Origin of the sequence: Pseudokineococcus marinus (genome assembly GCF_013004605.1) — a bacterium.
In the GTDB taxonomy this organism is placed as follows: Bacteria; Actinomycetota; Actinomycetes; order Actinomycetales; family Quadrisphaeraceae; genus Pseudokineococcus; species Pseudokineococcus marinus.
This window is the reverse complement of the sequence record NZ_JABEMA010000242.1, coordinates 1-4,735: the sequence shown is the minus strand read 5'-3', so window position 1 is coordinate 4,735 and position 4,735 is coordinate 1. Positions and strand designations below refer to the sequence as shown.

Sequence of the window (4,735 nt, the reverse complement as noted above, 5' to 3'; positions counted from 1 at the left end):
CCGCGGCGCCCCCGTTCGACCGCCTCGTCGGCGAGCGGTCCGACGGCCCGCCCCGCGGCGCGCTCGCGGGCGGCCTGCTCGCGCCGGCCCTCGCGCCGCAGGCGCACCGCCGACACGACGTAGTCGGCGCCCGTGACGACGGTCACGACGACGGCCAGGAGCATGACCCCCAGCGCGAGCCCCGGCTTCCACCCCGCGAGGGCGTCCGGCGTCGGCAGGAGGTACAGGGCGATGGCGAGGCTCTGCAGGACGGTCTTGAGCTTGCCCCCACGGGAGGCGGGGATGACGCCCCAGCGGATGACGACGAGGCGCAGCAGCGTCACGCCGACCTCGCGCCCCAGCACGAGCACGGTGATCCACCACGGCAGCTCGCCCAGCACGGAGAGCAGGACGAGCGCCGTCCCGACGAGCGCCTTGTCGGCGATGGGGTCGACGAGCTTGCCGAAGTCGGTGACGAGGTCGTGCCGCCGGGCCACCTCGCCGTCGACCTTGTCGGTCGCGATGGCGACGGCGAAGGCCAGCGCGGCCGCGAGGCGCCACCCCTCGTCCTGCCCGCCGTCGACGAGCAGGAGCGCCGCCATGAGCGGCACGAGCAGGACGCGCAGGAGGGTCAGGGCGTTGGCGAGGTTCCACGCGCTCGCGGATCCGTCGGCGTGCCGCCGCGCCACGAGCCAGGAGGTCACCGGACCGGCTCCGCGACGAGGTCGGCACCTGCCGACCCGGTGACGACCGCCTCGACGACGTCCCCGACGCGGGGCCGGGGGGCGCCCGGCGGGAGCACGACCTCCGTCGTCCCGTCGACCTCGGGCCCCTGGTGGTCGGCACGGCCGACGACGACGTCGGCGGCGAGCTCGTCGTCCTCGTCCGCGGTCGCCTCCACGAGGACGCGCACGCGCTCGCCGACCCGCTCGGCCGCCCGCTCGTCGACGAGCGCCTCGACCAGCTGCTCGACGCGCTCGCGGCGCTCGGCCACGACCTCCTCGGGCAGGTGCCCCGGCAGGCCCGCTGCCTCGGTGCCGTCCTCGTCGGAGTAGCCGAAGACGCCGGTGACGTCCATCCGCGCGGCCTCGAGGAAGCCCATGAGGTCCTCCAGCTCGGCCTCGGTCTCACCGGGGAAGCCGACGATGACGTTGGACCGGACGCCGGCGAGGGGGGCGAGCGCGCGCACCCGCTCGAGGAGCGCGAGGAAGTCCGCGGTGCCGCCGAAGCGCCGCATCCGGCGCAGCAGCGCCGGCGCGGAGTGCTGGAACGACAGGTCGAAGTAGTCCGCCACGCCGTCGGTGCCGGCGACCGCCTCGAGGAGACCGGGGCGGACCTCGGCGGGCTGCAGGTAGGTGACCCGCACGCGCTCGAGGCCGTCGACCGCCGCGAGGCGCGGCAGGAGGCGCTCGAGCGCCTGGAGGTCGCCGAGGTCCTTGCCGTACGAGGTGGAGTTCTCGCTGACGAGGAGGACCTCCCGCACGCCCTGCTCGGCGAGCCAGCGCGCCTCCGCGAGCACCTCCTCCGGCGGCCGCGAGAGGTACGCGCCGCGGAAGGCCGGGATGGCGCAGAAGGTGCAGCGGCGGTCGCAGCCGGACGCCAGCTTCAACGGCGCCCACGGGCGGCCGGGCTCGAGCAGGCGCCGCAGCACCGGCGGTCCGGAGGCCGGGGCCAGGTCGGCGGCGCGGCGGTCGGCCGCCGCCTCGTCGAGGCCGCTCCCGTGCCCCGGCGTCGCCACCCGGCTCCCGCGACGCGCGGTCGGGGACAGGGGCAGCAGGGTGCGGCGGTCGCGGGGCACGTGGCTCGCGGGGCGCTCCCCCGCCAGCACGGCGTCGAGGTGGCCGGACAGGTCGGCGTAGGAGTCGAAGCCGAGGACGGCGTCCGCCTCGGGCAGCTGCTCGGCCAGCTCGGTGCCGTAGCGCTCGGCCATGCACCCGACCGCGACGACGGCGCGCGTGCGGCCGCTGCCCTTGAGGTCGCTCGCCTCGAGGAGGGCGTCGACGGAGTCCTTCTTCGCGGACTCGATGAAGCCGCACGTGTTGACGACGGCGACGTCGGCGTCCGCGGCGTCCTCGACGAGGTCCCAGCCCGCGCCGGCGAGGCGGCCCGCGAGCTCGGAGGAGTCGACCTCGTTGCGCACGCAGCCGAGGGTGACGAGGGCGACCGAGCGGCCCGCCGCGCGCTCCGCAGGGGCGTCGGACGCCGTCGTCGTGCTCATCCCGCCACTGTAGGCGCCTCCCGGCGCCCGCCCCCTCAGGCGGACGCCTCCACCAGCGCGCGCATCGACCGGGTCGGCCGCAGCCACGCGCCCTCGGGCGGCAGGTTGTCGAGGCGGATGCGCGGCAGCGGCGTCGTGAAGGCGCCCGGCACGTCCTCGAGGTCGATGAAGGTGATGAGGTCGGACTCCTGGGCGTAGCCCGCCACCTCCGAGAAGGCGATGACGACGCACTCCACGCCCGCGCGCGCCAGCTCCTCCAGCGGCTCGCGGAAGTTGCGCCCGTCCGCGCTGGCGACGACGACGCGGGCGAGGCCGCCCTCGTCGGCGCGCCGCGCGATGTGGTCGAGCATCGCCTCGTCGACGTCGTCCTCGGGGTGCGTCTTCGGCCGGGCGAACACCGCGAAGCCGAAGGACCGCACGGCCTCGACCCACCCGCGCATGTTGGGCGCGGCCGAGGGGGCGATGTTCGTGAAGACGCAGCCCTCGACGTCGCGGTCCTCCGCGGAGCCCACGAGCCACCGGGCGATGGCGTCGAAGCGCGGCCGTGAGGACGGCGAGGGGCGCTCGCCGATGACGTTGGCGAGCGTCATGTCGATGTTCGGGGCGTCCCAGACGAGGAGGTCCAGGCCCTCCCCCGCCGCCGGACCGGCGTCCTGCCCGACCTCGTCCACCACCGCGGTCATGCCCCGCTCACCGTCCCGTCAGCGACCACGCGTCGTGGCCGTCCTCGTCGTCGTCGCCGTCCGCGTCGTCGTCGTACCGCTGGGGCGGGGGCGGCAGGCCGGCGTCCCAGTCGTCCTCCGCCGGCGCCCCGTAGCCGCCTCCGTACCCGCCGCGGGCGCCCCCGCCGGTCTGCTGCGGCGCCGCCGGCTCGACGGCGACGGCCTGGTCGTAGGCCTCGTCGCCCGCGGGCGCCGGCTCGCCGCGGAGCCCGGCGAGGGTCGCGGGCAGGTCGTCGGGGCGCACGAGCACGTCGCGGGCCTTCGAGCCCTCGCTCGGCCCCACGACGCCGCGGGACTCGAGCAGGTCCATGAGCCGGCCGGCCTTGGCGAAGCCGACGCGCAGCTTGCGCTGGAGCATCGACGTCGAGCCGAACTGCGTCGTCACGACGAGCTCGGTCGCCTGCAGCAGCAGCTCGAGGTCGTCGCCGATCTCCTCGTCCACCTGGGCCGCCGGAGCCGCGACGACGACGTCCTCGCGGTAGGTGGGCGCCAGCTGCTCCTTGACGTGGGCGACGACGGCCCCGATCTCGGACTCCGTGACCCAGGCGCCCTGGACGCGCATCGTCTTGGAGCTGCCCATCGGCAGGAAGAGCGCGTCGCCCTGCCCGATGAGCTTCTCCGCGCCCGGCTGGTCGAGGACGACGCGCGAGTCCGCGAGCGAGCTCGTCGCGAAGGCCAGCCGCGAGGGCACGTTGGCCTTGATGATGCCCGTGACGACGTCGACGCTGGGGCGCTGCGTCGCCAGCACGAGGTGGATGCCGGCGGCCCGGGCCAGCTGGGTGATCCGCTGGATCGACGCCTCGACGTCGCGCGGCGCCACCATCATGAGGTCGGCGAGCTCGTCGACGACGACGAGCAGGTACGGGTAGGGCTGCAGCTCCCGCTCGCTGCCCGGCACCGGCTGCACCCGCCCCGCCCGCACCGCCGCGTTGAAGTCGTCGACGTGCTTGAAGCCGTACGTCGCCAGGTCGTCGTAGCGGGCGTCCATCTCCCGCACCACCCACTCGAGGGCCTCGGCGGCCTTCTTCGGGTTGGTGATGATCGGGGTGATGAGGTGCGGGATGCCCTCGTAGATCGTCAGCTCGACCCGCTTGGGGTCCACGAGCACGAGCCGGACCTCGTCGGGCGTCGCCCGCATGAGGATCGAGGTGATCATCGCGTTGACGAAGCCCGACTTGCCGGCGCCCGTGGCGCCCGCGACGAGCAGGTGGGGCGTCTTCGCGAGGTTGGCGACGACGTACCCGCCCTCGACGTCCTTGCCGACGCCCATGACGAGCGGGTGCGGCTGGGCACGGGCGGCCTGGCTGCGCAGGACGTCGCCGAGGGAGACGGTCTCGCGGTCGGCGTTGGGGATCTCGATGCCGATGGCCGACTTGCCGGGGATGGGCGAGAGGATCCGCACGTCCGCGCTGGCGACCGCGTAGGCGATGTTCTTGCTCAGCGCCGTGACCCGCTCGACCTTCACGCCGGTGCCGAGCTCGACCTCGTAGCGCGTGACCGTCGGCCCTCGGCTGAAGCCGGTGACGGCGGCGTCGATGTCGAAGCTGTCGAAGACGGTCGTCAGGGCCTCGACGACGCGGTCGTTGGCCGCGCTGCGCGCCTTGTGCGGCGTGCCCGGGGTCAGCAGGTCCGACGCCGGGAGGCTGTAGGTGACGTCCCCGCCGAGGAGCAGCTGCTCGACGCGCTGCGGCAGCTGGCCGACGGGCGGCGCCTCCAGCTCCTCCGGCGCCGCGGGCGCGGGCGCCGGCCAGCGCCTCGCGCAGCCGGCCGACCTCGGCGCGTCCCGCCTCGAGCCGGCTGCGGCGCGCGCTGACCT

At 75.3% G+C, this 4,735-nt stretch carries 4 protein-coding genes; all 4 read right to left on the bottom strand.

Going from position 1 to position 4,735, the window contains the following annotated elements; genetic code table 11:
- Positions 1-683, bottom strand: a 683-nt coding sequence (gene pgsA / locus HLB09_RS13125; protein WP_171203797.1) for a CDP-diacylglycerol--glycerol-3-phosphate 3-phosphatidyltransferase, incomplete at its 3' end; no start/stop codon positions are given.
- Complete coding sequence (gene rimO, locus HLB09_RS13120; RefSeq protein ID WP_171203796.1) at positions 680-2,197, bottom strand: 30S ribosomal protein S12 methylthiotransferase RimO; 1,518 nt, start codon at positions 2,195-2,197, stop codon at positions 680-682. The genes pgsA and rimO, both read right to left, overlap by 4 nt.
- A 35-nt stretch (positions 2,198-2,232) precedes the next feature.
- Complete coding sequence (locus HLB09_RS13115) at positions 2,233-2,880, bottom strand: NYN domain-containing protein (RefSeq protein ID WP_171203795.1); 648 nt, start codon at positions 2,878-2,880, stop codon at positions 2,233-2,235.
- 7 nt (positions 2,881-2,887) lie between these two features.
- Positions 2,888-4,735 (bottom strand): DNA translocase FtsK (locus tag HLB09_RS13110; RefSeq protein ID WP_171203794.1); only part of this gene is annotated, 1,848 nt, incomplete at its 5' end.

Excerpts from the sequence above, each read along its gene's own strand:
- rimO (WP_171203796.1), bottom strand. The coding sequence starts at position 2,197 with ATGAGCACGACGACGGCGTCCGACGCCCCTGCGGAGCGCGCGGCGGGC.
- HLB09_RS13115 (WP_171203795.1), bottom strand. The coding sequence starts at position 2,880 with ATGACCGCGGTGGTGGACGAGGTCGGGCAGGACGCCGGTCCGGCGGCG.